This is a genomic window from Asticcacaulis sp., from assembly GCF_051954415.1.
In the GTDB taxonomy this organism is placed as follows: Bacteria; Pseudomonadota; Alphaproteobacteria; order Caulobacterales; family Caulobacteraceae; genus Asticcacaulis.
This window is the reverse complement of sequence record NZ_JBQCHT010000022.1, coordinates 1-23,024: the sequence shown is the minus strand read 5'-3', so window position 1 is coordinate 23,024 and position 23,024 is coordinate 1. Positions and strand designations below refer to the sequence as shown.

Annotated in this window: 26 protein-coding genes; 3 read left to right on the top strand and 23 right to left on the bottom strand. The window is 59.5% G+C overall.

Annotated features, from left to right (window positions below; translation table 11 throughout):
- Nucleotides 1-19: 19 nt before the first annotated feature.
- From rpsO to rbfA, 3 genes are all read right to left on the bottom strand, one after another.
- Nucleotides 20-289, bottom strand: coding sequence for a 30S ribosomal protein S15 (gene rpsO, locus ACTHND_RS07155; protein ID WP_440177193.1), 270 nt, complete (start codon nt 287-289; stop codon nt 20-22).
- Between the two features lie 22 nt (nt 290-311).
- Nucleotides 312-1,262 (bottom strand): tRNA pseudouridine(55) synthase TruB, encoded by a 951-nt coding sequence (truB, locus tag ACTHND_RS07150; protein WP_440177191.1) that lies wholly within the window; start codon nt 1,260-1,262, stop codon nt 312-314.
- Between the two features lie 183 nt (nt 1,263-1,445).
- Nucleotides 1,446-1,907: a 30S ribosome-binding factor RbfA gene (rbfA, locus tag ACTHND_RS07145; protein ID WP_090650157.1), complete on the bottom strand. Its 462-nt coding sequence runs from the start codon at nt 1,905-1,907 to the stop codon at nt 1,446-1,448.
- 93 nt (nt 1,908-2,000) lie between these two features.
- Here rbfA and ACTHND_RS07140 point away from each other — a divergent pair, with 93 nt between their 5' ends.
- From ACTHND_RS07140 to ACTHND_RS07130, 3 genes are all read left to right on the top strand, one after another.
- The gene (locus tag ACTHND_RS07140) at nt 2,001-3,206 is read left to right on the top strand and encodes a DUF418 domain-containing protein (RefSeq protein WP_440177189.1); all 1,206 of its coding nucleotides are present in this window, start codon (nt 2,001-2,003) and stop codon (nt 3,204-3,206) included.
- Between the two features lie 316 nt (nt 3,207-3,522).
- Nucleotides 3,523-3,759: a hypothetical protein gene (locus tag ACTHND_RS07135; protein ID WP_440177187.1), complete on the top strand. Its 237-nt coding sequence runs from the start codon at nt 3,523-3,525 to the stop codon at nt 3,757-3,759.
- Between the two features lie 173 nt (nt 3,760-3,932).
- Nucleotides 3,933-4,154, top strand: a complete 222-nt coding sequence (locus ACTHND_RS07130) for a hypothetical protein (protein WP_440177185.1) — start codon at nt 3,933-3,935, stop codon at nt 4,152-4,154.
- Here the strand turns inward: ACTHND_RS07130 and purU are convergent.
- The 20 genes from purU to ACTHND_RS07030 form a co-directional block, all read right to left on the bottom strand.
- Nucleotides 4,151-5,029, bottom strand: coding sequence for a formyltetrahydrofolate deformylase (purU, locus tag ACTHND_RS07125; protein WP_440177183.1), 879 nt, complete (start codon nt 5,027-5,029; stop codon nt 4,151-4,153). The genes ACTHND_RS07130 and purU overlap by 4 nt on opposite strands.
- Before the next feature lie 133 nt (nt 5,030-5,162).
- Nucleotides 5,163-8,174, bottom strand: a complete 3,012-nt coding sequence (infB, locus tag ACTHND_RS07120) for a translation initiation factor IF-2 (protein ID WP_440177181.1) — start codon at nt 8,172-8,174, stop codon at nt 5,163-5,165.
- A 179-nt stretch (nt 8,175-8,353) separates the two neighbouring features.
- The gene (locus ACTHND_RS07115; protein WP_440177179.1) at nt 8,354-8,965 is read right to left on the bottom strand and encodes an RNA-binding protein; all 612 of its coding nucleotides are present in this window, start codon (nt 8,963-8,965) and stop codon (nt 8,354-8,356) included.
- Nucleotides 8,966-9,029: 64 nt separating this feature from the next.
- Nucleotides 9,030-10,679, bottom strand: coding sequence for a transcription termination factor NusA (nusA, locus tag ACTHND_RS07110; RefSeq protein ID WP_440177177.1), 1,650 nt, complete (start codon nt 10,677-10,679; stop codon nt 9,030-9,032).
- Nucleotides 10,680-10,688: 9 nt separating this feature from the next.
- Nucleotides 10,689-11,306, bottom strand: coding sequence for a ribosome maturation factor RimP (gene rimP / locus ACTHND_RS07105; RefSeq protein ID WP_440177175.1), 618 nt, complete (start codon nt 11,304-11,306; stop codon nt 10,689-10,691).
- Between the two features lie 119 nt (nt 11,307-11,425).
- Complete coding sequence (locus ACTHND_RS07100) at nt 11,426-12,025, bottom strand: hypothetical protein (protein ID WP_440177173.1); 600 nt, start codon at nt 12,023-12,025, stop codon at nt 11,426-11,428.
- Nucleotides 12,026-12,109: 84 nt separating this feature from the next.
- Nucleotides 12,110-12,796: a tRNA (guanosine(46)-N7)-methyltransferase TrmB gene (trmB, locus tag ACTHND_RS07095; protein WP_440177171.1), complete on the bottom strand. Its 687-nt coding sequence runs from the start codon at nt 12,794-12,796 to the stop codon at nt 12,110-12,112.
- Between the two features lie 75 nt (nt 12,797-12,871).
- Nucleotides 12,872-14,044: a methionine adenosyltransferase gene (gene metK, locus ACTHND_RS07090; protein ID WP_440177169.1), complete on the bottom strand. Its 1,173-nt coding sequence runs from the start codon at nt 14,042-14,044 to the stop codon at nt 12,872-12,874.
- 169 nt (nt 14,045-14,213) lie between these two features.
- Nucleotides 14,214-14,633, bottom strand: a complete 420-nt coding sequence (locus tag ACTHND_RS07085) for a helix-turn-helix domain-containing protein (protein ID WP_440177167.1) — start codon at nt 14,631-14,633, stop codon at nt 14,214-14,216.
- Nucleotides 14,634-14,740: 107 nt separating this feature from the next.
- Entirely contained in the window at nt 14,741-16,408 is a 1,668-nt protein-coding gene (gene lnt, locus ACTHND_RS07080; RefSeq protein ID WP_440177165.1) for an apolipoprotein N-acyltransferase, read from the bottom strand.
- Complete coding sequence (locus ACTHND_RS07075) at nt 16,401-17,312, bottom strand: hemolysin family protein (RefSeq protein ID WP_440177163.1); 912 nt, start codon at nt 17,310-17,312, stop codon at nt 16,401-16,403. The genes lnt and ACTHND_RS07075 overlap by 8 nt, the downstream gene beginning before the upstream one ends.
- A complete protein-coding gene (ybeY, locus tag ACTHND_RS07070) occupies nt 17,272-17,757 on the bottom strand; it encodes an rRNA maturation RNase YbeY (RefSeq protein WP_440177161.1) in 486 nt (161 codons plus the stop codon). Before ybeY ends, ACTHND_RS07075 begins: the two co-directional genes overlap by 41 nt.
- Nucleotides 17,757-18,734 (bottom strand): PhoH family protein, encoded by a 978-nt coding sequence (locus ACTHND_RS07065; protein WP_440177159.1) that lies wholly within the window; start codon nt 18,732-18,734, stop codon nt 17,757-17,759. Before ACTHND_RS07065 ends, ybeY begins: the two co-directional genes overlap by 1 nt.
- The gene (miaB, locus tag ACTHND_RS07060) at nt 18,734-20,083 is read right to left on the bottom strand and encodes a tRNA (N6-isopentenyl adenosine(37)-C2)-methylthiotransferase MiaB (RefSeq protein ID WP_440177157.1); all 1,350 of its coding nucleotides are present in this window, start codon (nt 20,081-20,083) and stop codon (nt 18,734-18,736) included. Before miaB ends, ACTHND_RS07065 begins: the two co-directional genes overlap by 1 nt.
- 170 nt (nt 20,084-20,253) lie before the next feature.
- A complete protein-coding gene (locus tag ACTHND_RS07055) occupies nt 20,254-20,667 on the bottom strand; it encodes a Fur family transcriptional regulator (protein ID WP_440177155.1) in 414 nt (137 codons plus the stop codon).
- A 53-nt stretch (nt 20,668-20,720) separates the two neighbouring features.
- Nucleotides 20,721-21,164 (bottom strand): ribosomal protein S18-alanine N-acetyltransferase, encoded by a 444-nt coding sequence (rimI, locus tag ACTHND_RS07050; protein ID WP_440177153.1) that lies wholly within the window; start codon nt 21,162-21,164, stop codon nt 20,721-20,723.
- 5 nt (nt 21,165-21,169) lie between these two features.
- Nucleotides 21,170-21,817, bottom strand: coding sequence for a tRNA (adenosine(37)-N6)-threonylcarbamoyltransferase complex dimerization subunit type 1 TsaB (gene tsaB, locus ACTHND_RS07045; protein ID WP_440177151.1), 648 nt, complete (start codon nt 21,815-21,817; stop codon nt 21,170-21,172).
- The gene (locus tag ACTHND_RS07040; RefSeq protein WP_440177149.1) at nt 21,818-22,384 is read right to left on the bottom strand and encodes a NifU family protein; all 567 of its coding nucleotides are present in this window, start codon (nt 22,382-22,384) and stop codon (nt 21,818-21,820) included. It abuts the gene before it with no gap.
- Nucleotides 22,385-22,449: 65 nt separating this feature from the next.
- Complete coding sequence (locus tag ACTHND_RS07035; RefSeq protein ID WP_440177147.1) at nt 22,450-22,803, bottom strand: VOC family protein; 354 nt, start codon at nt 22,801-22,803, stop codon at nt 22,450-22,452.
- 9 nt (nt 22,804-22,812) lie between these two features.
- Nucleotides 22,813-23,024, bottom strand: a 212-nt coding sequence (locus ACTHND_RS07030; protein WP_440177145.1) for a hypothetical protein, incomplete at its 5' end; no start/stop codon positions are given.

The window sequence follows — 23,024 nt, the reverse complement described above, 5'->3', positions numbered from 1 at the left end:
CCCTTGGTAGTCGCAAAACCTAGCGGCGCAGGCCGAGGGTTTCGATGATCGCCGCGTAACGGTCGGCGTGACGGTTCTTCAGGTAGTCGAGAAGGCGACGACGCTGCGATACCATTTTCAGGAGGCCGCGGCGGCTGTGGTTGTCCTTCTTGTGTTCCTTGAAGTGCTCGGTGAGGTTGGCGATGCGTTCCGAGAGGATCGCGATCTGAACTTCGGCGCCGCCGGTGTCATTGGCGGTACGAGCGTGGGTCTTGATGACTTCCGACTTGCGGTCAGCAGTAATCGACATCGGGTTTCTCCTTATTGAGAAGCTATAGGTTCAATAGACGCGTCGGATGCAATGTCCCGCCGCGCAGTTCGCACAAGGCCAGGACCTGTCCGTTCAGTACCGCCTGAACCGTATCGGGAAACTCCAGATAGCCGTCGTCATGACGGGCTTTCAGAGCCGCTCGAAGCTGTTCAATCTGGCGGGGCAGAAGGGCAAGGTCGCGTCCCTGCTTCAATCTTGCGGCCTCGTCTTGCGTCACAGGCAGGCCCGGGATGTCGTCCAGTGCCGTCTCTACGCCAAGCAAAGCCTCAAGATGGGCGCCTCTATGCACTAATTCCTCAAGCTTTTCCAGTGTTATTGAGTCTTTTGTCTCAAACGCACCCACGGCTTCGCGGCGCAGGGTGGTGACATGGCCGCAGACGGCCAGCTCCAGGCACAGATCGCGGGCGATAGAGCGGACATAGGTGCCCTTGCCGCAATGAAGCGTGAAGCTGGCCGTCTCGCCGGTGAAAGCGTCAAGCGCCAGATCAAAAACCTCGATCTCGCGCGCCTTCAGCTCGACCTCGACGCCTTCGCGGGCCAGGTCATAGGCGCGCTTGCCATCGACCTTGATGGCGGAAAAGGCCGGCGGCACCTGTTCGATCAGGCCGATAAACTGGGGAATGGCGGCTTCGATGGCTTCCTTCGTGGGACGCGCATCGGATTCGGCAATGGTGCGGCCTTCGGCGTCGTAGCTGTCGGTCGTGCGGCCAAAGGTGATGGTGAAGCTGTAGACCTTGTCGGCTTCCATCAGGTAGGGGACGGTCTTGGTCGCCTCACCGAGCGCGATAGGCAGGATGCCAGTGGCCAGCGGATCGAGCGTGCCGGCGTGACCGGCCTTCTGCGCCTGGAACAGCCAGCGGATCTTGCCGACCGCCGAGGTCGAGGTCATTTCCAGCGGTTTATCGAAACAGATCCAGCCGTGGATTGCCTCGCCTTTTTTCTTACGTGCCAAGTGGCCTCCAAATGTAAGAAAGCAAGAATCCCCACCACCACATCTAGCCGCTTCGCGTCGTTGTGCGGTCCCCCTCCCCAGTAAACTGGGGAGGTACAAGAAAAGAAAACCTTATACCTCCCCGCTTGTCGGGGAGGGGGACCGACGCGCTCTTGCGCGTTGGTGGTGGGGTTTCTTACTTAATTATTCTTCGTCCTCATCATCGTGATGCAGGTCGCGTGCAATATCCGGACGCATGAACAACGCATCGATGCGCGCGGCTTCATTGAAGCTTTCGTCATGCAGGAAGCGCAGGTCGGGCGTGAATTTCATCTCGATATGCTTGCCGAGAATACCGCGCAGGAATTTCGAATGCCGATTCAACGCATCAACCGCCGGGCCGATCTGCTCTTTCGTAATCGTCACGCCACCGAGACCCGCACCGAGCGGTTCAACAAACACAGTAGCGTGGCGCAGATCAGGTGAGCAGCGCACTTCGGTAACCGTGATCGAGACATTATGCAGCGCCTCGTCGTGAATTTCTTCCTCGCGGAGGATTTCGACCAGGGCGTGGCGCACCAATTCGCCGGCGCGCAACTGGCGCTGGGATGGCCCCAGTTCGGCTGGCGCGCGGCCGTGGTGCTTGTCTTTAAAGGAACGTTTCATCCGGTCCATATAGGCGTTTCTGCTGATTTTTCTATTCAAAAATACAATTCCTGCGCTATGCAGGGAAAAACCATACTGACAACGGGGGTAAACATGGCTGCGCTGAAACCGGATTTCGTGCCTCGCATGGAGGGGCTGGACGCCCTGCGCGGCTTCGCCCTGATGGGGCTGTTCCTGGTGCATATGCCGGAGCTTTATGAACTCTATTGGGCGCACCCGACCACAGACCCGACGCAGCTTCTGTGGCATAACATCATCTTCACCACCTTCGCGGGCAAATCCTTTTCGCTGCTAGCCCTGTGCTTCGGCGTGTCCTTCTTCATCATCATGGATCGCGCCGCCAAGCGCGGTGTTGATTTCACTGTCCGTTTCCTGTGGCGGCTGGCCCTGCTGGGCCTGATCGGCATCATCCACGGCCTGTGGTATCGCGGCGATGTGCTGGAAGTCCTGGCGCTGATGGGGGTCTTCCTCGTGCCCTTTTATCGCCTGAAATCAAATACCTTGCTCGTGGCGCTCGGCGTCTTCTTCCTGCTGCAACCTATCCAGATTTTCCAGATCATCAGCGCGCTGAATGGCGCCGCCTGGGCCAACAAGGCCCCCGGCTTCTGGACCGCCGCCACACCCGAAGCCTATCTCACCGGCAAGAGCCTGCTGGAAACCATACGCATGAACTGGGTGGACGGCCATCCCTTCAAGTGGTCCTTCATGTATGAGTCCGGCCGCCTGAGCCAGATTTTGGGCCTGTCACTGATCGGCATGGTGCTGGGCCGCATCCACTTCTTCAGCCAGCCGCAGCGCTTTATCCGCTTCCGCCTGGTCGCCCTGGCCATAGCCGGACTCTGCGCCATCGGCCTGACATACGGCAAGCCAGTCCTGGTGGCGCTGATGCCGACATCCGAGGCCGTATTCATGCCGCGCAGCCTGTGGGATACCATGCTTTCCGGCTGGTTCGACCTGAGCCTGATGACCGTGCTGATGATGGGCTTCCTCTGCCTCTATTACGGCTTCGCCCACGGCCTTTTGAACCTGCTGGCCCCGGCCGGTCGCATGACCCTGACGCTTTATGTGCTGCAGTCGGTTGTCTTCGTGCCGGTCTTTTACAGTTTCGGCCTGGGGCTGCACGCCACCATGCTGCAATCGACCGCCGTGCTGATCGCCATACCGGCCTTTATCGCACAGGTCATTTTCGCCCATCTGTGGTTCAAGGGCTTCCTTTATGGCCCCCTGGAATGGCTATGGCGTGCCGGCACCTATCTGACCCTAAAAGTGCCTTTCATCCGAAAGGCATCGGCGGCTTGAAGTATTTATTGCTTTGCAGTGATCAAGTATCAATGCACGCATAAAATCGGCACTCCAGTATTCAAAAGCGCCTGACTGGTAAAGAGATACAAGCAATGCTGCATCGCAGCACCGTCTTGGTTGCGCAAAAAAATTTGATATTGGATAAAGGTGCGGCCATGTCCGGAAAACGAAGAATCAGGGCTCACTATTTCAAAGTGAGGGCGCCGGTATTAAGACAAAATTTACCTGAAAGAGGCTCTCATCTGGTTAATTTTTTGACTCTGGCGAAAAATTAGCGTATTTGGTGTATTATAGTGTTAGTGGAGTACCTGTTTTGGCGAAATATGTTCCGAGCGAAACCTTCGGTTTTGACGATACGGTCAAAAAGAATGAAGCATCATACCTGTTGAGCTATACGCCCCTGCCTTCGCAATCCGAAGCAGACCAGGGCATTCAGGATACGGCTGAAAAGAAAATTCCATTTGCCATCACATTGGCCGCCACATTTATTATCTGCAGCGCGGTGTGGTTTGGCATAGCCTACGCAATCATCAAGCTTTTGAACCGGTAACAAACCCAAGTCAGATTGGGAGATTTTGTCATTGAGACCGAATCGCTATGGGCGCTTTTGACAAAAGTATTAATTTTTTATGACCAATTTCTTTTTTAAACCCAAAAAAGCCAGATTCCGCGCGCGTAATACCCCAAATAAGCGTTTTTCGTCCCTCTAGCCCCCAGACCCTTATGCAAAGTACTTCCCGCCAGTCCGCTACGGCCATCTGCTATGCACAAGCGCCCTATATATCAGCCTTCATGGCACAGCAGGATTTTGACCGTATATTCGGCAGCCGCGCACATGTTCGCACCGCCACCGACGATCGCAAGTATCCCTTTATCTATACACTTGCGGGACTGACGGTTTATTGCTCGATCTTCTGGATCGCTGTTTTCAAGATTATCTTTTAGCTGAAAACAACCGTCTTCGCGCCGTTGATAATCACCCGGCGCTCGGCGTGCCAGGTTACGGCCCGCGCCAGCACCCTCGCCTCTATATCCTGGCCAATGGCCACCAGTTGCTCCGGCGTCAGGCCGTGATGGACGCGCTGGACGTCCTGCTCGATGATCGGGCCCTCATCCAGATCTGATGTGACATAGTGCGCCGTGGCGCCAATGATTTTAACCCCGCGAGCGTGCGCCTGGTGATAGGGCTTGGCGCCCTTGAAGCTGGGCAGGAACGAGTGGTGGATATTGATACAGCGCCCTTCCAGCCGGCGCGCCAGGTCGTCCGATAGAATCTGCATATAGCGCGCCAGCACCACCAGATCGGCCTGATAGTCTTCGATCAGCTTGAGAAACTCGGCCTCCTGCTCCGACTTGCCAATACCTTTCGTCGGCAGGCAGACATAAGGAATGCCACTCCATTCGACCAGGGAACGCATATCGTCGTGGTTTGACATCACGCAGACGATATCGACCGGCAGCAGGCCGGACCGCCAGCGATAGAGAAGCTCATTCAGGCAGTGACCGAACTTCGATACCGCGATCAGCACCCTGGGCTTATTGGCCAGGCTGTGAATCTCCCAGTCCATTGAGAAACGATGCGCGATCGGCTTGAAGCCGTCACGCAGGGTCGCCATCGGCGGCATCTTCGGACCGGCCTGCCGGAACACAACGCGGACATAGAACATGTCACCCAAAGCATCGTTGAACTGGTTGGATTCAACGATCGAAATGTCGTTGTCATTCAGGTAGCCGGAGACGGCCGCCACGATGCCTCGCGTATCCGGGCACTTGATGATCAGGACATAATGGGCGGGGTCAAAATCTGTGGTGTCGAGCATAGCCAGGGTTTCTAAAAAGAAGATGTGGGGTCACAGACCCCACACCCCATAACACATCAGGAATGAAAACAAACACCTAACCCTTAAAACGAATTTGGCCCGGAATGATCCGGGCCAAAAGCGTTTTAAAAGATTAGAGCGTGCGCTTGATTTCCTCGACCGTAAAGCATTCGATGAAATCGCCCTTCTTGAGATCCTGGAAGCCGTTGAAGGCCATGCCGCATTCCTGCGATACCTGCACCTCGTTGACCTCGTCCTTGAAGCGCTTGAGCGTCGAGAGAATGCCCATTTCCTGGATGACGACGTCATCACGCAGGATACGGATACGGGCGCCCTTCTGCATCTTGCCTTCCTTGACGATACAACCCGCCACCTTGCCGACCTTCGAAATATCGAAGACTTCGAGGATTTCGGCATTGCCGAGGAAGGTTTCGCGCTGGATCGGCGCCAACATGCCCGACAGCACGCCCTTGATGTCGTCGATCAGGTCATAAATGATCGAATAGTAGCGGATTTCGACGCCTTCGCGCTCGGCCAGATCACGCGCCTGCTTGCCCGCACGAACGTTGAAGCCGATGATCGGTGCGCCCGAGCCCTTGGCCAGTTGCACGTCGGATTCGGTGATGGCGCCGGCAGCCGAATGGATGATCCGCGCACGGACCTCGTCGGTGGCCAGCTTTTCCAGCGAGCCGACAATGGCTTCACCAGACCCCTGCACGTCCGACTTGATGATCAGCGGCAGCTCCTTGACCTTCTTGTCGGCCAGCTTGCTCATCATGTCGGTGAGCGAGACAGCGCCGACCGGAGCGACGGTCTTTTCGCGGCGGACACGTTCGCGGTATTCCGTGATTTCACGGGCACGGGCGTCATTCTCCACCACAGCGAAGGCTTCACCCGGCTCCGGCGCGCCATCGAGCCCCAGCACTTCCACCGGCTCCGAAGGACCGGCTTCGCTCAGTTGCTCATTGCGCTCATTGATCAGGGCGCGGACGCGGCCGAAGCTCGAACCGGCGACCAGGATATCTCCGCGCTTCAGGGTGCCGCGCTTGACCAGGACGGTAGCCACCGGACCCCGGCCCTTGTCGAGCTTGGATTCGATGACAATGCCCTCGGCCGTGCGATCCGGATTGGCGCGCAGGTCGAGCACTTCCGCCTGAAGCAGGATGGCTTCGATCAGTTGATCAAGGCCCTGCTTGGTCTTGGCCGAAACCTCGACCACCTGGGTGTCGCCGCCGAGGCTTTCCACCACCACTTCGTGCTGGAGCAGCTCGTTGATGATGTTCTGCGGCTTGGCGCCCGGCTTGTCGATCTTGTTGATCGCCACGATCATCGGCGTCTTGGCGGCGCGGGCATGGTTGATGGCTTCGATCGTCTGCGGCATGACGCCGTCATCCGCCGCCACGACCAGCACCACGATATCCGTGACATTGGCACCGCGGGCCCGCATGGCCGAGAAGGCGGCGTGGCCCGGCGTATCGAGGAAGGTTACCTTGTCACCCGAGGGCAGGCGGACCTGATAGGCGCCGATGTGCTGGGTAATGCCGCCGGCTTCACCGGAGGCGACATCCGCCTTGCGCAAGGCGTCGAGCAGCGAGGTCTTGCCGTGATCGACGTGACCCATGACGGCCACGACCGGCGGACGCGGCGCGGTGTCGTCCGAATGGTCCTCGGCATCGATGAAGCCTTCCAGGACGTCGGATTCCGACACGCGCTTGACGGTGTGGCCGAATTCCGAAGCCACCAGCTCGGCGGTATCGGTATCGATCACGTCGTTGATCTTCAGCATCATGCCCTGGCGCATCAGGAACTTGATGATGTCGACGGCGCGGACAGCCATACGGTTGGACAGTTCCTGCACGGTGATGATGTCGGGGATGACCACTTCGCGGGAGACGCGCGCCTGCTCGGTGGTATGGCCCTTACGCTTTTCACGCTCACGTTCGCGGGCGCGGCGGACCGAGGCCAGCGAGCGCATGCGGTCGGCCGTGCCCTCGTCGTCACCGACAACGGCCTGAAGGGTCAGGCGGCCTTCGCGGCGCTTGGGCTCGCCACGGGTCTGCGACACGGCCTTGACCGGTGCCCCGGCCTTGCCGCGCTTGGTGCCGCGATCATCGTCATCCGTCTTGCGGGTATCGAGCGCCTTGCCGGCCATCCCCGTGGCGCCACGCGACGAACGAATACGATCGACTTCCGGCGTGGCGGGCGCATTGGCGGAAACGCCCTGACCAGGACGCGGCGGGCGCGGCGAATTAACATTGTAACGCACCGTTTCGCCGCGTTCGGCACGCGGCGCATTCGGGTCACGCGGGGTACGCGGGGCGTTGGGATCACGCGGCGTGAACGGACGATTAGGATCGCGCGGGGTGCGCGGCGCATTCGGATCACGCGGCGTATAGGGACGATCGCCGCGCGGCGCGCCATCACGTTGGCCTTCGCGTTGTCCGTCTCTTGGCGGATAAGGCGGCCGCGAGGTATTCGGATCGCGTGACGGATAGGGCGTCCGCTCGCCGCGAGGCGCGTCGGAACGCTGGCCCTGTTGCGGACGCTCTGCCCGCTGGTCATAACGCGGGGCACGCTCGTTGCGGAAAGCCGGCTGCTGCGGGGCAGGCGCCGGCGCGGCGGGGGCGGGTTGCGGCGCCTGGGGCGTCACGGCCGCCGGCTCAGAAGCACGCGGGCTTGCGTCTGCGGCCGGGGTGGCCGGCTGGGGCGCCTGCGGAACAACCGGCGCCGGTTTGGCGGCTTCGGCACGGGCCGCGGCGGCGCGCGCTTCGGCGGCCTTGCGTTCCTGATCGGCCAGCGCGGCGGCGATGGCGCGCTGACGCGCTTCCTGCTCTTCCTGACGCAGACCGCCAGCGCTGCCGCCTTGCGGGCGCGGAGCGCCTTGCGCCGGACGTGGGGCCTGGGACTGTTGCGGACGGTTGATTTCAGGCGCGGCGGGACGCACATGACCGGTTCCCGCGCCGGCAGGCGGGGCGCCGATGCGGCGCTTGGTTTCCACCACCACCGTCTTGGAACGGCCATGGCTGAAGCTTTGCTTGACCGTACCTGTCGAAACATTGCCACCGACACGCGGCTTCAGCGTCAGCGGCGCGCGCTCACGATTGGCAGGCTGGTCGTTGTTCTTGTCGTCTTTTCCGTCGCTCATCCGGCTTGTCTACTAACCTTTTGCGAAGCCTGACCCGAGTGCCCGACTTCTGTTTCAATAATATCGTCATTCGGGCGCCCGATCAGAAATCAGCCGTCCGCGTCACGAGCGCTCGATCATTACCGTGGCCGTATACAGTCAGGGCAGAAGAACCAACACTCACAGTCTCTTGCCCGATACTAACCGGGCGTTTCGGGCGGCAGCCTTCTTACCCAGCCTTCCGGCACCAGGGGTTCGAAGCCCGACAGTCTTTTCATTTCCAAAGACCAACGCTGCACGCGCCGCCCCGACAGGAGTGCGACGTGTATGGCATTTTCTGTGCCCAAAGCCAAACTTAATTCGGCGTTACTAAAGCTTCCGCAGACGTTTGGCGAGGGGCTTTGCTGGCTGCCGGCGTATAAAATGCGCCTGCGGCCGTCTTCCGCACCATCCGAAGCCTCGATGATCCAGCCGGCCTTGCCCGACTTGACCGCAGCCAGCGCTTTTTCGAAGCCATTGACGAGCCCGCCTTCACGCCGGGCCAGACCGAGAAGATCAAGGCAGCGGCGGCGCAGCAGATCATGCACCAGAGGAATGAGATTGGACTCGGCCTTCACCTGTCGCTTGGCCGCCCGACTGAATATGTTCTTTTTCAGCACGATTTCAAGGGCACCGCGTTCCGAAGCGACCCACAGGCCGCGACCCGGCAGCTTGTGGGCGATATCCGGCGTCAGCATCCCTTCCGGAGACACGACAAAGCGGATGAGACCGTCCGCGGGGACGGTCTCACCGCTCGATATGTCGCGGCGCATGGGTAGGCCCCTGGCGGTTTCGCCAAGGACCAGGGCGTCGTCAATGTCGGTTAAAAGCGCGGGCTCATTGTTCGGAGTCGGCGACATCTTCGCCCTCCTCAGCAAATGCACCGGCTTCCTCGTAAGCCTCTTCTTCGGCCTCCTCGACAACCGGAGCCTCGATCCAGCCGGCGGCAACGCGGGCATTGAGGATCAGAGCCTCGGCATCAGCCACCGACAGGTTGAACGATTCCAGGGCGCCGGGGACGCGCACGCGCTCGCCGCCCTTTTGCTCGAAGCCGCCACGGATTTCATCGGTCGCCAGGTCGGCCAGGTCTTCGATCGTCTTGACGCCGGCCTGACCGAGGGCAACCGCCATCGGCAGGGTAACGCCCCGGATATCCAGAACGCCGTCCTCGACGCCCAGCTCCTTGCGCTTGTTGTCCTGCTCGGTGGCTTCGCGTTCGAGATAGTCACGGGCGCGGGCCTGGAGCTCGGAAGCGGTGTCTTCGTCAAAACCTTCGATGACGGCGATTTCGTTTTCATCGACGAAAGCGAGATCCTCGATCGAGCTGAAGCCTTCGGTGACCAGAAGCTGCGCGATGACCTCATCGACATCGAGCGCTTCCTGGAACAGGGCGGTGCGCTCGGCGAATTCCTTCTGGCGGCGCTCACTGTCCTGCGACTCGGTGATGATATCGACCTGCCAGCCGGTCAGTTGCGAAGCCAGGCGGACATTCTGACCGCGACGGCCGATGGCCAGCGACAGTTGTTCGTCCGGCACCACCACTTCGACGCGGTCCTCTTCTTCATCGAGCACGACCTTGGAGACTTCGGCCGGGGCCAGGGCGTTGACAATGAAGGTGGCTTCATCGGGTGACCACTGGATGATGTCGATCTTTTCGTTCTGCAGTTCGGCGACAACGGCCTGGACGCGCGAACCGCGCATACCGACGCAGGCGCCGACCGGATCGATCGAATTGTCATTCGACAGCACGGCCATCTTGGCGCGCGACCCCGGATCGCGCGACACCGACTTGATCTCGATCACGCCGTCATAGATTTCCGGCACCTCTTGAGCAAACAACTTGGCCATGAAGCCACCGTGGGCGCGCGACAGCATGATCTGCGGGCCCTTGGTCTCGCGGCGCACGTCATAGATATAGGCGCGGATGCGATCATTGACCTGGAAAGCTTCGCGCGGGATCGACTGGTCACGGCGCATGATGCCTTCACCCTTGCCGAGATCGACGATGACATTGCCGTATTCGACGCGGCGGACGGTGCCGTTGACGATTTCGCCGACGCGGTCCTTGTATTCGTCATACTGCTTTTCGCGCTCGGCTTCGCGCACCTTGTGCGTCACCACCTGGCGGGCCATCTGCGTCTGGACCCGGCCCAGCTCGAACGGCGGCAGGACTTCGGAATATTCCTTGCCGACAAAGGCTTCCTTGTCGTCGCGCAGGGCTTCGGTCAGGGTCTTCTGGGCGTATTCGTTTTCCAGCTCTTCATCAGGCACCACGGTGATGTGGCGGGTGATGGTCATTTCGCCGGTGCGCGGATCGATATAGACGCGGATGTCGTGCTCGGCGCCATAGCGCGAACGGGCGGCCTTCTGGATCGCTTCCTCGATAGAGGCGATAACCACGGTCTTGTCGATCGACTTTTCACGCGCCACGGCCTCTGCGATCTGCAGCAATTCCTGGCGGTTGGCGCTGATTCCGGTGAAGCTCATCTGAGTTCCTTACTTATCGTCGTTAGCGGGTTCATCGTCTTCAAGGTCTTCATCGTCCTCGAAGTCGTCGTCAAAATCTTCGTCGTCTTCTTCGTCTTCATCGCCGCGCGAAGCCCTGGCCTCGGCGCCGCGCTTCATCAGCTCGTCATTGAGGATCAGCTTGGCGTCGATCACCCAGTCGAACGGGATCAGCGCGGTCTCTTCCTCGCCTTCGAGATCGATGGCGATATGATCATCCTCAATCCCGGCCAGGATGCCGCGGAAACGCTTGCGCCCCTCGGCCAGACGGTCCAGTTCGATGCGCGCTTCCAGACCTTCGTAGGTCTCGAAATCCTTGAGGCGCGTCAGCGGGCGATCGATACCAGGCGATGACACTTCAAGCGTGAATTCACCGGGGATCGGATCGACCTCATCGACATAGGCCGAGATGGCGCGCGACAGGCGGGCGCACTGGGTGACATTGATGTCGCCATCCGACTTGCGCTCAGCCATGATCTGCAGGAAGCGCGAACCGCCGGGCTCACGCGAACCCTGCAGGCGCACGCGCACGATATCCAGCTCCAGCGCTTCGGCAATGGGGTCGAAGGCTTCCAGCAGCTTGCGTTCTTCAGTCGTCTTGGCGCGCAAATGGGGTCTCTAAAGCAATAAAAAAGGCGGCAGGCTCTGTGGCCGCCGCCGTCGCCTTTCGGCAATCGGTCATGTTGGCAAGCTATATAGGCCCGCTTTTTTATTTTGCCAAGGAGAATTTAAAACAGGTGCTGGTAGGCGTCCGGAATGGTGACCGGATACAGATGGCCGGAATACATCAGCATCAGGAGATATGTGGCATAGCCACCCACCCCCAGCGTGGCGATCAGCAGCAGCCACCCCACCGGCTTGCTGGTCTTTTTGAAGACGTCATAGAGAATGCAGCCGAAGTGGACAAACAGCGCAAAGACCCCGGCGCCATAAAACCCATAGGCGGCATAGGTCAGGGGCGGCGTAAAGGTGGCCGCCGCAAATTCGAAATTGGTGTCGAGATTGAAAACCATCCGCGCAATGGCGATCACACCGACATGGACAAGGATGAAGATCACCATGACCAGGCCGGACGCCGCCTGAAGCTGGTGGATGAAATCCTTTTTCTTCGCCCAGATTTCGATCATCAGGGGAATGCCGGTCAGGATCTGTACGAAAAAAGCCAGCATGATCGCCATTTCGACGACCGGATGACGGTAGACCAGCCGGGCGGCGTCCATAAACTGCGCATGAGCCCCGATGCCCAGCAAGCCGACAAAATGATTGGCAAAATGCAGGCACAGAAAGGCGAAGACGAAGCCCGCCGATAGCTTATGCAAACGCTCCATACGCATACCCCCCGGTTAGGAGGTTAACCATGTCTTACTTTTTCCGGTTTGGCCAGAGGGCACATCACACGGTTGTGAAGACGACTATTTGCGCACGAAATCGAAAAACACCGGCTTGCAGTCGCCCAAGCCCTTGGTCTCATAACGCGTGGTGACATGATCGGCGGGCGGCGTATTCCAGTCGGATTGCGATTGCGCCGGCCAGTTGAAATCCGGACTGGCCAGGAAGCGTTCCAGCGCCCAGTCGGCATAGTCCGCCCAGTCGGTGGCGAAACGCACCGTGCCACCGGGTTTCAGCGCGCGTGCGAAGGCAGCGATGGTTTCCAGCTGGATAAACCGGCGCTTGTTGTGCCGCGCCTTGGGCCACGGATCGGCAAAGAGGATAAAAATACGGCTCAAGGACGCTTCCGGCAGTCTGTCGAGCAGGGGGCGCGCATCACCGGGCAGGATCAGCACGTTTTCCAGCCCTCCGTCCGCGATATGGCGCAAAGCCGAGCCGACGCCATTGAGAAAGGGTTCGCAGCCGATGAGGGTGACATCCGGATTCCGGGCCGCCTGCGCCGCCAGGTGCTCTCCACCACCGAAGCCGATCTCCAGCCACAGGTCATGGCCGGAATCCAGGGCGGCCTTCACATTCGCCTCTGTCGCCTCGATCCGCGGCAACAGGGTATCGAACAGGCTTGCCTGCTGCGGTTTCAGCTTGCGCGACTTGATCCGTCCGAAAGAGCGCATCGGGCCCCATTCGGCAGGCGGTGTATTTTCTTCGGACATCTTACTCTGAATGCAAAAGAGGGGATTATACGGCGCCGTATAACCCCCTCCGTTCTGTTTGCCAAAGCGAATTGATCAGAATGCGCCTTTGAGGGCCTCGACCAGGTCGGTGTTTTCCCACGAGAAACCGCCATCAGTATCCGGTTTCTGGCCGAAGTGACCATAGGCCGTGGTGCGTTCATAGATTGGCTTGTTGAGGCCAAGATGCAGGCGGATCGATTTCGGCGTCAGGCCGCCGATCAGCTCCGGCAGGATTTCCTCCAGCTTTTCCTCGGAAACCTGGCCGGTGCCGTGGGTATCGACATAGAAGGACAGCGGACGCGACACGCCGATGGCGTAGGACACCTGGAGCGTACACTTTTTCGCCAGGCCAGCGGCCACGACGTTCTTGGCCAGATAGCGCAGGGCATAGGCGGCCGAGCGGTCGACCTTGGTCGGATCCTTGCCGGAAAAGGCGCCGCCGCCATGAGGCGCCGCGCCGCCGTAAGTATCGACGATGATCTTGCGTCCGGTCAGGCCGGCGTCGCCATCCGGGCCGCCGATGACGAAATTGCCGGTCGGGTTGACCAGCCACTCGGTATCGGCCGTCACCATGCCGGCCGGCAGGACTTCGAGGGCGTAGGGTTTGATGATGGCCTCGACATCGGAAGGGGTGAGCCCGTCCTGATGCTGGTGCGAAACGAGGATCTTCAGGATGCGCGACGGCACGCCGTTTTCATACTGGACGGTCACCTGTGATTTGGCGTCCGGCTCCAGGCGATGTTCGCCGGCGTGACGGGCCTGGGCCAGGCGGCGCAGGATATTGTGCGACCATTGCAGCGGGGCAGGGGTCAGTTCCTCGGTTTCGTCCGTCGCGTAACCGAACATGATGCCCTGGTCGCCGGCGCCTTCGTCCTTGTTGTCGCCGGAATCGACGCCCTGGGCGATATCGGCCGACTGGGCGTGCAGGTGGCAGGCATAGTCAGCCATGGCCCAGTGGAAGCCCTTCTGCGCGTAGCCGATATCCTTGACGGCATGGCGCACCTTTTCTTCCAGGCCGCCAATGATCTCCTCGATCTGGTCATCGCCGGCGCGTACCTCACCCGCCAGAACGATACGATTGGTCGTTACCAGGGTTTCGCAGGCCACGCGCGCTTCCGGATCACGCGCCAGAAAGGCATCGACTACAACGTCCGAAATACGATCGGCAACCTTGTCCGGATGGCCTTCGGAGACACTTTCGCTGGTGAAGATATAGTTGGGGCGCATGGTTCAGAACTTTCAGCAAGGCTTTCGCATTCCCCATAACCATATAAAGATATGTTTATATGATCAAGCGCCTTTTTAGATATTGTTCGGTCGCGCCTGCCTGACCCGGACAGCAAAAGGCCCCGCTTCCGGAAAAGCGGGGCCTTAATCATTCCGAGATCCGTAAATCTTACGCGTCGTCGTCTTCGGCGAGGCTGCGCACCAGTTCGAGAATGCGGCGGCGATGCTTGGCGTTTTTGATGCGCGGAAAGGCTTCGGCCAGTTCGATGCCCTCGGTCGTCATCAGGAAACCATGAACGAACTGTTCGGATTCCGATTCCGAAAAGCCCTCGACCGCCTCGTTTTCACCATAGCCCTCAAAGAAATAGGCCACAGGGGCCTTGAGGGCCTTGGCAATTTCCCAAAGCTTCGAGGCGCTGATACGGTTGGAGCCGCGCTCATACTTCTGCACCTGCTGAAAGGTCAATGAGATGGTCTCGGCAAGGCCTTCCTGGCTCATGCCCAGGAATTTGCGGCGCATTCTGACGCGGGCGCCGACGTGCAGATCGACGGGGTTCGGGCCACGTTCAGCCTTCAAATTATCGTCCAACTTATGCCTCTTACTTTTTACCTGGCCGATGGGGGAAGCCGGCCAAACTGTATATTATACGTTAGCGCATAGCGAAACTGTTCACTTTGGGCTACATCTTTTTGCAATCAGGCCCGTTTTTTCGCAGATAAAGGCCTGTTTCCGACAGAATAAGTCCCGCCAAAAACAATCAGACCCAAGCAAAGCATGATAGCAAACATAGGATAAGCATACCTTTGTTGAGCAAAAGCGGTAACATTTGCCTCGCCCGGTAAAGTTACGTCCATGTATCCCGCTACACCTAAACCTATTGCCGTGCCCGGAACAACTCTTCCCAGGGGATCTATAACGCCCGATATTCCCGTGGGGGTTGATCGGACCATGGGCAGCCCCTCCTCAATGGCGCGGAAGCTGGCGAGGTTGAGGTGCTGCACAGGCCCTGTGGTCGGGCCGAACCAGGCGTCGTTGGAGATGTTAATGATCCATTTGGGCCGCATTATGTCGTTTGGTCTGTAACTGGTCATATCCAGCGCCGGGAATATGCCTTCGTAGCAAATCAATGGCAAAACCCTCGGAATGCCGGGGAAGCTGTGCGGCCGCGTGCGTTCGCCGGGCGTGAAGCTGTCATCGAAATGCGTCAGGGCCGACATGCCGAGCGGATTGAGAATGTCCTGATAAGGCGTGAACTCACCAAATGGCACCAGCTTGAACTTGTTGTATGATCCGATGATGCGTGTACGGCCATTCTGGCGGTGCAGAGCCAGCATCGAATTACGGTAGATCGGCTTGCCCGCCGGGCTCTCGCCGTCTTCGCGCGAGGTGCCAATCAGCAGGGACTGACCGTCGGTCAGCAGATCGGCCATGTCCTCGACCGTACCCGTTCGCGGGTCCATCAACTGTTCCCACATGATCGGCAGGGCACCTTCCGGCCAGATGATCAGGTCGGGCGCGCGATGACCAGGCTTCGGCGGCGCCTTGCTCAGGCCGATATAGGAAAAGAACAGGTGGCTGAAATTGGCGTTGTCCCACTTGGCGGCCTGGCTGACCGCCGGCTGCACATAGCGGATGGCGTAACCGGTATCGCTGATATGGGTGGTCATCAGCCGCGTCTGGCCGACGCCGAAACAGCCCAGAAGCGCCAGAGCACCGAAGATCGCCGGGGCGTAACCCACAGCGCCTTTCCCCCGCCGGATCACCCCGATACTGCAAAAGGCCAGGACGGTGACGAAACCCAGGCCATAGACCCCGACATAGGCCGCCATCTGCGACATGGCGCTGCCAGCTTTCCAGGTCGAGCCGGCCGGATTCCACGGAAAGCCGGAGAGCACCATGCCGCGCGTCATTTCAAACACCGAGAACAGGGCCGCGAAGAACACAAACCTGATCCAGCCCTTTGGGGCCAGCTTCAGATAAAGCACCGCGAAACCGCCCCAGAACAGGCCGATCCCGGCGGGCAACAGCGTGGCAGCGGGGATGGCCATCCAGCCATAGGTCTCGGCATCGACCAGGAAGGCTTCCGCCACCCAGAAGCACGAGACGAGGAAGTAACAGAAGCCGGCCAGCCAGCCCATGAAGAAGGCGGTGCGTTTCGGCCAGTTACCGAGATGGCATTCCAGTGCATAGAGCAACAGACCATAGCCGAGCAGGCCGGGCAGGAAACCGAAAGGCGGCTGCGCAAAGGCAATCAGCAGGCCGGATATCGCCGCCAGCATACGCGGGCGCTTGCGCGGATCACCCATGAAGGTGACCACCGGCGCCAGAAACGGGTGCTTCAGGAACGCGGCCAGGCTAGTCATCGGCGGACATGATATCAGGTGCCGGCAACCGGCGATGCAGGCGCAGGCGCTTGATGCGGCGCGGATCGGCATCGAGCACCTCGATATCGAAACCGGCATCGGCGTAGGGCACGACCTCGCCACGCTGGGGCACGCGCCCCGCCAGCACCGCCACCAGGCCGGCCAGGGTATCTATTTCTTCCTCGGATTCCTCAGGGTAAAGCTTGAGGCCGAGCTTTTCTTCCAGGGTCACCAGCTCGACGCGACCATCGATCTCATACTGGCCGTTCGGCAGTTCGCGCATTTCCTCATCGCCAGCCTCGTCATATTCATCGTCAATATTGCCGACCACGGCCTCGATCAGGTCTTCGAGCGTTACCAGGCCATCCGTGCCGCCGAATTCGTCGATCACCAGCGCCATATGGATGCGCTGGGCCTGCATCCGCAGCATCAGGTCGGCCGTGGTCATGGAGGAGGGGACGTAAAGCAGTTCACGGCGCAGGCGGTGCAGCACCGGTTCGGCCCAGTTCGGCGCCGCGCGGCCCGGTTCCGGCGCCAGAAGCTTGAGAACATCCTTGATATGAACCACGCCAACCGGATCATCCAGGCCGTCGCGGTAAATCGGCAGACGCGAATGCTCGCTCTCGATGCAGATGCGCACAACATCGGCAAGCGTGCTCGACAGCTCGATGGCGACAATATCGACACGCGGCGTCATGACATCGGCGACACTCAAGGACTGAAAAGCGCGGGCATGGTCGATGAGGTTGGCCGCAGCGGCGGCACTGTTTTCGCTCTCCGTGGAATCGGGGCCGGACTTTGCCGCCGGTTTCGGCCCGATTCCGAAAAAGGACAGAAAGGACTTCTTAGACGAGTCGTCTGGCTCAGCCATGGGTGTGTTCAGGTCCATAAGGATCGGCAACATTGAGGCTTTTCAGAATGTCGCGTTCGAGATTTTCCATCTCTTCAGCCTCTTCATCGGTCATATGATCATAGCCCAACAGATGCAGAGTGCCATGAACCGACAAATGGAGCACGTGATTTTTCAGCGTCTTCTGCTGTTCCTCGGCCTCGCGCACACAGGTTTCAAGCCCAAGCGCGATATCGCCGAGATGCGCCATGCCCTTCATTTTCGGGGCCGGGAAGCTGAGCACATTGGTGGGTGCGTTCTTCTGGCGGTATTCCTTATTGAGCGACTTCATCTCGGCATCATCGCACAGCAGCACGACAATATCGCTCTGTTCGGTCACGTCAACGGCGTTGAGTGCCGCCAATATGCCGGTCTCAACCACCGACCGGGCATCCGGCAAGGCATCAAGCCAGCCGTCTTCCTCAACCTCAATGTCGATCAGATGTGTAACTTCAGCCATCAGCTTTTATACTCATTATCGTAAGCCCGGACGATACGCGCCACCAGTTCGTGGCGGACGATATCCTCGGCCTTGAGTTCGGCCTTGCCAACGCCCTCGACCTGATCGAGCAGATGAACGGCATGGACCAGGCCGCTGTCACCGCGATTAGGCAGGTCGATCTGCGACGGATCGCCGGTGACGACCATTTTCGAGCCTTCGCCGAGGCGCGTCAGGATCATCTTCATCTGCATCCGCGTGGTGTTCTGCGCTTCATCGATGATGACATAGGCATAGGAGAGGGTGCGGCCACGCATATAGGCCAGAGGTGCTACCTCGATTTCCCTGGTCTCGCGCTTCTTGGCGAGCAGTTGCGGCCCCAGAATATCATCCAGCGCGCCCCAGATCGGCGTCAGGTACGGATCGATCTTCTCATTGAGATCGCCCGGCAGGAAACCCAGTCGTTCACCGGCCTCCACCGCCGGACGGGTGATGATCAGCTTGTCGACGGCCCCCTTGAGCAGAAGCGAAACGCCATGCGCCACGGCGAGGAAGGTCTTGCCGGAACCGGCCGGCCCAAGGGCGAAGACGAGATCGTTTGTTGCCAGTTCATGGAGATAGGCCGCCTGGCCGGCGGTTTTCGCGGCGATGGCGCCGTGCCGGCCCATGACGATGGTATTGCGCTGATCAAGCGGTACAGCGGATGCTTTTTCAATCTTGCCGGATTGGGCCGTCAATTGCGGCTGGTTGATCAGGCGGCGGACATCATCCTCGGCGATATCAACGCCCTGGTCGTACATGTCGGCCAGGGTTACGATCACCGCCTTCGCCTTCTGGCGCGCGCGGGCATCACCGGAGATGGCCAGGCCGCCACCCGGCATTTCAACCAGCACCTTGAAGGCCCCCTCGATCATGGCGAGGTAGCGCTCCGAAGGCCCGACCACAGCCAGAACGCAGGGGTCGGTCAGGTTGATAAAATCGTCCTTCACGGCGGCCATCAGGCGAGCTCACCCTTCAAGCTGTTATTGCTGTTGGCGATGATTTTCACCTTGTGAATCTGGCCGATCAGGTGGGCGGCGTCTTCGACGAACACCGATTGCAGGTAGGGCGAGCGGCCGATGGCCTGGCCCGCCAGACGGCCCGGCTTGTCAAACAGGATGTCCAGCGTCTGACCGATCAGCTTTTCCTTGAAGGCCTGCTGCTGTTCTATGATCAGGGCCTGCAGGGTTTGCAGGCGGGCATCGGCCACGTCATCCGGCACCTGGCCGGGCATACCGGCGGCGGGCGTACCCGGACGTGGCGAATATTTGAACGAGAAGGCCGAGGCATAACCGACGCGGCGGATCAGATCGAGCGTGTCCTCGAAATCCTTGTCGGTCTCACCGGGAAAGCCGACGATGAAATCACCGGAAAGCGCCAGATCCGGACGCGCCGCCTTGATGCGATCAATCAGGTCGAAATAGGCTTGCCGGCCGTGCTTGCGGTTCATGGCGCGCAGGATCTTGTCCGAACCGGACTGCACGGGCAGGTGCAGATAGGGCATCATGGCCGGGAGATCGCGGTGCGCATCGATCAGGTCCTGGCCCATGTCGTTGGGGTGCGAGGTGGTGTAGCGCAGGCGATCAATACCTTCGATATCGGCCAGAGCGTACATCAGCTTCGCCAGGGTCGATTCCTGTCCATCGGCATCCAGGCCGTTATAGGCATTGACGTTCTGGCCCAGCAGGGTCAGTTCGCGTACACCCTTGGCGGCCAGGCCCCTGGCTTCATCGAGGATAGAAGCGACCGGGCGTGACCATTCGGCGCCGCGCGTATAGGGCACCACGCAGAAGGTGCAGAACTTGTCGCAGCCTTCCTGCACGGTGAGAAAGGCGGCCGGACCGGAGACCTCACGATCAACGGTCAAGGCATCGAACTTGGCTTCCGGCGCGAAATCAGCGGAAAGACGCTCCCCCTTGGAACGGTGCGTGCGGGCAATGAGTTCGGGCAACTGGTGATAAGCCTGCGGCCCGACCACCAGATCGACCGCCGGGGCGCGGTGCATGATTTCCTTGCCCTCTGCCTGGGCCACGCAGCCGGCCACGGCGATGGTCATGCGGCCTTCGCCACGCGCTTCCTTTTCCTCGCGCATTTCACGCAGGCGGCCGATCTCGGAATAGACCTTTTCGGCGGCCTTTTCGCGGATATGGCAGGTATTGAGCAGAACCAGATCAGCCCCCTCAGCCTTGTCGGACACCTCATAACCTAGCGGCCGCAGGATATCGACCATGCGCTCGCTGTCATAGACATTCATCTGACAGCCGTAAGTCTTGATATGGAGCTTCTTTAGGGGGACGTGATCGTTCATCAGGGCGTTATGGGGATTCATTGGAGAAAAAGCAATAAGACGCAGGAGGCACAGCCTCCTGTACCTCGAAACTATTCTTTGAGAATAACAAAAAAACCGGGCCCAAGGGTCCGGTTTTTTGTTATTTTAAGGACAAGTTCTGGGGTGAAGGGGTCCGTGACCCCTTCGACTTACTTCTCTTCGCCCAATGGCACCCCATAAAGCTCCAGCTTATGGCCGACCAGCTTGTAGCCCAGCTTTTCCGCCAGAGCTTCCTTCATCTTCTCGATTTCGGCATCGAAGAACTCGATTACCTGGCCCGTCTTGATATTGATCAGGTGATCATGGTGATCGCTGCCGGCTTCTTCATAGCGCGAACGGCCATCGCCGAAATCATGGCGTTCGACCACACCGGCCTCTTCAAACAGGCGCACCGTGCGGTAAACCGTCGCCAGCGAAATATTGGGATCAACCGCAGCAGCGCGATGATACAGTTCTTCCACGTCCGGATGGTCTTCGGCAGCCGACAAAACGCGCGCCACAACCCGGCGCTGGTCGGTCATTCGCATACCTTTTTCGATACATTGTTGTTCTATGCGGTCCATGGCCGTAAGCTCCGGTATAGGCAAAAAGTCCCGCAAATGTATGGTGTTGCGCCTCAGAGCGCAAGCCTCAAGATATGGGCGTCCACCGGCGGTTTGTCCTTGCGGCTGTAATAGGCTTTCCGCCGGCCGGTCTTTTTGAAACCGACGCTTTCATAGAGGCGCAGCGCCGCCGGATTATCGATGGCGACCTCCAGGAACAGCGATTCCGCGCCTTCTTCCCGCAGAGCCTTGATGACCTGCTGAAGCAGCATCCGCGCCAGGCCGCGCTTCTGGAAATCCGGATCGGTGCAGATGGTCAGGATTTCGCCCTCGCCGGCCACCACCGTCATCACCACGAAGCTGACGATCTCGCCCTCGACCTCGAACACATAGGTGCGGTGGTGCGGCTTGATCAGCAGGTCAGCGAAAACGCCTTCGCTCCAGCCATAATCGAAGCACCGCGTATGGATGTGCTCCAGTTGCATGGACGGTGCGTCAAGCTGGCGGATCAGGGTCATAAGCGTCAGGCGTTCAGGCTGATAATACCGCGGGTCGAGGCAATGGCGTCGGCTTCGCGCATATAGAGCGGGGTCAAATCATCGTGGCCCGCATCTACGGCCAGCTTTGAAATGGCGTCAAGCGATGGCCACGTTTGGGGGAATTCAGCCGCTTCGGGCCAATAGCCGGAAAGCAGGGCGGCGGACGGCCCGGTCAGGATATCGACAGGGTTCGCGGTAGCAAATTCGGCGATATCCTCCGGTGCATTGGTATCGAGCGTAACCGCCACACCTCGCGGAAACCGCTGGACATAAATCTGCCCGCGGCCGCCGTTCACCACCGCCAGACGGATTTTATCCCGCAGGTCCGCGTGATGACCGAGCGCCTCCAGCGTACCGATGCCCTTCAGCGGCACGCCAGAGCCCGCCGCCAGCCCCTTGGCGAAGGACAGGCCAACCCGGACGCCGGTAAAGGAGCCAGGGCCAAGAGTAACTACTATAGCGGTCAGGTCTTTGGCTTTGATCCCCGTCGCCTGAAACGCTTCCAGCGCCATGACCGGCAGGCGTTCCTGCTGGCCGCGCGTCATGCCTTCGGTGATGTCAAACAGGCAGGTCTCGCCATCGAACAGCCCAAGGCCGCAGGCATTCAGCGAGGTATCGATGACGAGTTGCAACTAGAGCACCTGCTCGATGGACTTCACTTCCGGCACATAATGCTTCATCAGACTTTCGACCCCCTGGCGCAGGGTGGCGGAAGACGACGGACAACCCGAACAGGCGCCGCGCATATGCAGGTAAAGCGTGCCGGAATCGAGGTCGAAGCGGTCGAATTCGATATCGCCGCCATCCTGCGCCACCGCGGGGCGGACGCGGGTATCGAGCAGATCCTTGATCTCGGCGACAATCTGGCCGAGTTCGCCTTCATAGACGATCTCGTCCCTGGCGGTGATTTCGCGCAGAATTGGCTGGCCTGATGAGTAGAAATCCATGATGGCGGCCAGGATCGGCGGCTTGAGCTGGGCCCAGATCAGATCTGACTCCGGCGACCGCCGCACCGTCAGGAAATCGCCGCCGAAGAACAGTCCGGCCACGCCATCGAGCGCAAACAGACTCTCGGCCAGAGGCGAGGCTTTCGCCTCATCGGGTGAGCGAAATTCCTTTGTGCCGGTTTCAAGCACGACCTCACCGGGGATGAACTTGATCACATCGGGGTTCGGGGTGGATTCGGTCTGGATAAACATGGCGGCGCCTTAAGCTGTAACTGAGCCGTAAATGGGCCTAAAGCGCCGGGATGACAAGGGGCTTGTCAAGGTCTGCTGATATCCTGGCCAAAACTAAGCAGGTAGCCGTTATTATCCCTGATAGCGAACTCCAACATGTCGTAAGACATACGCTCCGGCCCCCATTCGACCGTCACCCTGTGCTTGATATCGTCATAAAGCGCCATGACATCGTCGACAACAACATACTGCGTCGCCGTCGCCTGTGGCTTTCCCAGATGATCATTGGTCATGAACATCAGTTCGACCTTGTCTTTCACCAGATGGCACCAGTGGTCATCCGGCTTAGAAACGCATGTGAATCCGAGCGCCTCGGCATACCATTGTTTGGTTTCCGGGATACTTTCGGTTTGCAGCATTGGTGTCAGGCTTAACAGCATAATGAGTCTCTACAACTTAGCCGCCCATTCGCGCAAAAGCGCATTGACGATGGTCAGCTTGGCGAAACTCCAGCCGCCAGTTTCCATATCTGTCATCATCTGCTGCAACGGCTCGATCAGCGTCTTGTTTTCGGTTTCCCAGTTCTCGATGATCTGGGCCGGGCTTTCCGACGGCGACATGCGGGCCATCATGGTCTTCACCACCGTTTTCTGCTCGGCCA